Below are 4,041 nucleotides of genomic sequence, written 5' to 3'. Positions count from 1 at the left end.
CGGCCCACGCCTGGCACGACTCCCCGCCAGTGGTGGCGTTTCCTGAACTACCGGCCGCTCGCGCCGATGCGCCGGCTCGTATCGTGCTGGTGACCTTTGATGCCTGGCGGTATCGCTCGACGGCCTTCGCGTCCCCTGAGCGCGTGGCTCAAACGCCCCACCTGGCTGCCCTGGGCGACGAATCCACGGTATTTGATGCCTGCCGGTCTCCCGGTGACCAGACCCTCGTGAGCCTGGCCTCGCTGCTGACGGGCGTCTACCCACCACAAATCTTCAGCACGCCGCACAATCGCTGGTACAGCGTGCGTGAGGGTTCCTTGCCCCATCTGGGCTCGCTGCTCAAGGGGGCTGGCTACGGGAGCACCTATCACACGGCCTGGGTCAATCCTACCTATTTCGGTCGCGGGAGCGACTTCGACGACGGCCGAACCGATCCGTGGCGCCCTCAAGTGCAGTTCAACACGGAAGCCTTCCTTCCCTGGCGAGCGCTGCTGGCCTGGGCGCCCCACGTCATCTCGCAACGGGTAAATCCCTGGACCCTGAGCAGTGATGCCATCTATGTCACCCAGCTCTATGTCGACAGCCTCACGGCGCCACCGCGCACGGCCAGCCCCCGCCGCTTCCAGTGGCTGCATCTGCCCACGCCGCACGTCCCTTACATGAAGGTGCCACCAGCCTTACTCGGTAAGCGGTTGAATGCTGCGGAGCGGCAATCCATCTCCGCTCACGAGGTGGTACCCGGCGGGGGCCCTGCGGAACTGGAGGCCGCCTACGAGGGCTATGTCCGCTTCGCCGACGCAGAGTTGGGACGTCTGGTTCAGCAACTGAAAGACGCAGGCGCCTGGGACGACACCATGTTGGTCGTGACGGCCGATCACGGGGAAGCCCACGAAGGCGCTCCGCGCCTTTATCACGGTTTCGGGGAACCCGTTCGCGATGTGGTCCACGTGCCCTTGGTGATTCATTTCCCTGGCCAGCGTTCGGGCAGCCGAGTCCGCGCCCCTGTCAGCGGCATCGATCTCGTCCCGACCCTGCTCGACGCGGTCTACGGCGAGGTGCCGACTTACCTGAAAGGACGCTCCCTGATGAAAGGCGCACATCCGCCGCGGCGGATGGTGTTCAGCTGGTGCATGCCAGACCCCAATCAGTCGGCGCCCCAGGCAGCCGCCATCGGCGGTTTCGATGGCCGCTACGAATTCGTCTCCCCGGTCCTGCCCGCGGGTCCCCCGCGCTTGTATGACACCCTCGGCCAACCAGGGCTGGACGTCTCGGCTCAGCAGCCTGAGTTATTACGCCGATTCCAGGCGCAGATGCTCAACGACTGCCCGCCACGCTGGCCGTCCCCGTAGCGAGATCTCAACGCGTCCCGAGCACAGCCTTGGCGGCATCCACCCGGCCGGCGCCCGTCAAGGAGTCGGGGCCAGGCGCCATCACATCCGCCGCCGTCCGCTGAAGCGTGCGCTTCACCGCCAGAGGATCGCGGGTATGGCCTGCCCCCAGCATGAGTGCGACGGTGGCGGCCACCAGCGGGGTGGCAAACGAGGTCCCGCGGGCGTACAGGTACTTGCCGCCCAAGGCCGTCGTGATGATCGTGTCCCCCGGTGCCGCGAGCGAGCACCAAGGTCCAAAGGTCGAGAATGAGGCGTGCTGGTCGGCCTTGTTCGTGGCAGCAACGGCGATCAGGGCCGGCACCTCCTGCCCCGCAAAGGCCGCGGGCACGTTGCGGGACTCATCCCCCGTGTTGCCCATCGAACAGACCAGGGGAACCCCCTTGGAGATGACGTGGGCCGCCGCCCGGCGGGTGCTTTCCAGGGCCACCGGGTATTCATCCATCCCCGGTTTGACACTCAAACTCATCGAAACCAGATCGGCATGATCGGCCGCCCACACGAGGCCCTCCACCAGGGATGAGACCGTATCCCCGACCTTGACCGGAACAATCCTGGCATTGGGCGCAGCCCCATGGATGCCATAGCTGTTGCCACCGGGCGCCGCGATCAGTCCCGCACACATGGTGCCGTGGCCATTCGTGTCGTCGGTGGATGCCCCCGGGGACACCGCATTGTAACCAGGGAGCAGGACGCCTTGCAGGTCCGGATGCGAAGCTTCCACCCCACTGTCGACCACCGCCACCTTGACGGTCCGGGTCACCGCACCGCTGGACCAGACCAGCGGCAGGCGCATGGTGGAGAGGTACCACTGCGCCCGGCGGTATGGGTCCCAATCCTGAGCCGCGGAGGCGGGAGGAGGTTCGGCCACACGAGTCTGTTCGGGTTCCTGGGGCGCCATGCGATCCGCCTCGACGAAGGCCACACCGGGCCACTGCGCCAGTCGCTGCGAGGCCCCACGATCCGCTCGGCTCACCTCCACGAGCACCATCCGAACTGCGGGGATCTGGCGGACCAGGCGCACCGAGGCTTCGGAAGCCATCCTCTGGAGCGCGGGCGTTGAGGGCCAGGCATCGAACCCCACCAGCCAGCGTTCGGAACCTGTGCGGGCGAGCACACGCAGGCCGCCATCCCGGGCGAACCCGTCGTTCAAGCCGGAGCCCGCTCCAGCGGGTGCTGCACAGGCCGTCAGAGCGGCCAGGCACAGGACGGAGGAGGCGTGCGATCGCCAGGATGAGCGCATGGGGGTGGACCTCTCATAACCGGAGGAGCGACGACAAACCCCATCAGGATAGGGATCGCGGTCCCCCCCCAGCAAGCCTACTTAATCATCCATTAACCTTTTCTAAACCTTTTTGACCAGATGGCAGGTCAGGCGAACGGGCGCTCGCAGGATAAGGGAAGCATGAGCCTCACGCCTTCAACCTCCCTTCGCCCCCGTCCCTTGCCAGCCCGTCCAGGGTCTTCTACCGTCAGGCGCGACGAGCTGCCTGAGACGACACGGTCCACCCCTGGTTCGCCACCATCTTTCGCGCCCATGAAGGCGATGCGGGCCTGGTGGCGCGAGCAACGGCGCCCCCTCGACATCTGGTTCGCCCCGCAGGTGGCTCGGGCGGAACTGGCCCAGGGCCTGAGTCTGGACCGCACCCGCCGGACGGCCGATGGCGGGCGGGTCACGGTGCTGACGGTGGATCCGAAGCGCATGCAAGTGGAGGCGGGATTCATCGACGGCGTGCGGGCGATCTCCCCCAACCAGGTGCGTAAGGCGCCGGGCCTGCTGGCCGCCCTCAACGGCACCTTTTTCGGATTCGGAGCTCAAGAAGGGACCTATGGGGATTTGCTGGGGCAGCAGGCAGCCTACCGCGACGAGGAACTGTCGCCGAACTACGATGCCATCTCGGACAAGCGCTGGTTTCTGGCCAGAGCGACTGACGGCAGCGTGAGCTTTGGTCGCGGTGGCCTGCGCGAACAGCAGGCCACCCGTGGGGACATGACTGGCTTCATCGGTGGAATGGGCCGTCTCTATGGTCCCGACGAGCTGGCGACGCTCCCTCGGGACGTGGCTTCTGGGGCCTTCTGGTCTCGCATCCGCAGCGCCGTGGCGGACCGTAGCTTCCCCAATACGGACCTCACCAGCGCCATCCCGCGCACCGTTGTGGGACGACGAGCCGATGGCCAGCTGCTGCTGGTGTCTATTGGAGAAGGCAAGGAACGGGGACTCGGCGCAAATTTTGCCGAGGCAGCGATGCTGATGAGAAGCCTGGGGGCCGTCGAGGCCTACACGCTGGATGGCGGTGGTTCCACCCACCTGATCGCCCCCGGGGTGCTGGAGACCCAAACAGACGGCCGGGTGGTCAAAAGCTACCTGTACGTCAAACCCGTGATTCAGGGTTAAGGGGCAGCGCCCGGTTACAGGAGGCCGGCCCCCCTTGATCCGCCTTTGCCGGCTTGCGCGCTGGCGGCAGGGCCGAAACGTGCTAAGCTGCCGGACGCGCGCCCAGCCGAGAGAGGTGGTCCTGGATGGAGCTGGTCCTGTTTGATTGCCACGCCTATGAACAGCGCAGTTTTCAGGCTGCCGCAGCCGCCCATGTCCACCGTTTGACCTACCTGCCCGTGCGCCTGAGCCGCGAGACGGCCACGCTGGCACGCGGAT

At 66.4% G+C, this 4,041-nt stretch carries 3 protein-coding genes; 2 read left to right on the top strand and 1 reads right to left on the bottom strand.

Annotated elements, in window-relative coordinates; translation table 11 throughout:
* Positions 1-1,349, top strand: a 1,349-nt coding sequence (locus tag VKP62_10650) for a sulfatase-like hydrolase/transferase (protein MEB3197650.1), incomplete at its 5' end; no start/stop codon positions are given.
* 7 nt (positions 1,350-1,356) lie between these two features.
* On the opposite strand, the gene VKP62_10645 is transcribed toward VKP62_10650, so the two are convergent.
* Positions 1,357-2,631 (bottom strand): S8 family serine peptidase, encoded by a 1,275-nt coding sequence (locus VKP62_10645; protein ID MEB3197649.1) that lies wholly within the window; start codon positions 2,629-2,631, stop codon positions 1,357-1,359.
* A gap of 303 nt (positions 2,632-2,934) precedes the next feature.
* Between VKP62_10645 and VKP62_10640 the strand changes: the two genes are divergently transcribed.
* Positions 2,935-3,783 (top strand): phosphodiester glycosidase family protein, encoded by an 849-nt coding sequence (locus VKP62_10640; protein MEB3197648.1) that lies wholly within the window; start codon positions 2,935-2,937, stop codon positions 3,781-3,783.
* Positions 3,784-4,041 lie beyond the last annotated feature (258 nt).

The sequence above is a fragment of the Candidatus Sericytochromatia bacterium genome (assembly GCA_035285325.1).
Classification (GTDB): Bacteria; Cyanobacteriota; Sericytochromatia; order S15B-MN24; family JAQBPE01; genus JAYKJB01.
The sequence above is the reverse complement of the archived record's forward strand: the minus strand, read 5'-3'. Positions and strand labels throughout refer to the sequence as shown.